The sequence below is a fragment of the Streptomyces sp. XM83C genome, assembly GCF_023072675.1.
GTDB classification, from domain to species: Bacteria; Actinomycetota; Actinomycetes; order Streptomycetales; family Streptomycetaceae; genus Streptomyces; species Streptomyces thermocoprophilus.
Genome location: NZ_JALLGL010000720.1, coordinates 1 through 222, shown reverse-complemented (window position 1 = coordinate 222; position 222 = coordinate 1). Strand labels below are relative to the sequence as shown.

Below are 222 nucleotides of genomic sequence, written 5' to 3'. Positions count from 1 at the left end.
CGCGTTCGTCGTGGACGTCTTCTCCCGGGCGATCGTCGGCTGGTCCGCAGCCACCAGCAAGCGGGCCAAGCTCGTCCTCGACGCCCTCGACATGGCCCTGTGGCGGCGCGACCGTGCTGGGACTCCCGCTGGACCGGGGCTGGTTCATCATTCGGATGCGGGGAGTCAGTACACGTCTTTCGCGTTCACCGCGCACCTCCTCGAGGCCGGCATCGACGCCTC

At 68.9% G+C, this 222-nt stretch carries 1 protein-coding gene; it reads left to right on the top strand.

Going from position 1 to position 222, the window contains the following annotated elements; translation table 11 throughout:
- Positions 1-222, top strand: a 222-nt coding sequence (locus tag MTQ10_RS31205) for a DDE-type integrase/transposase/recombinase (RefSeq protein WP_247474188.1), incomplete at both ends; no start/stop codon positions are given.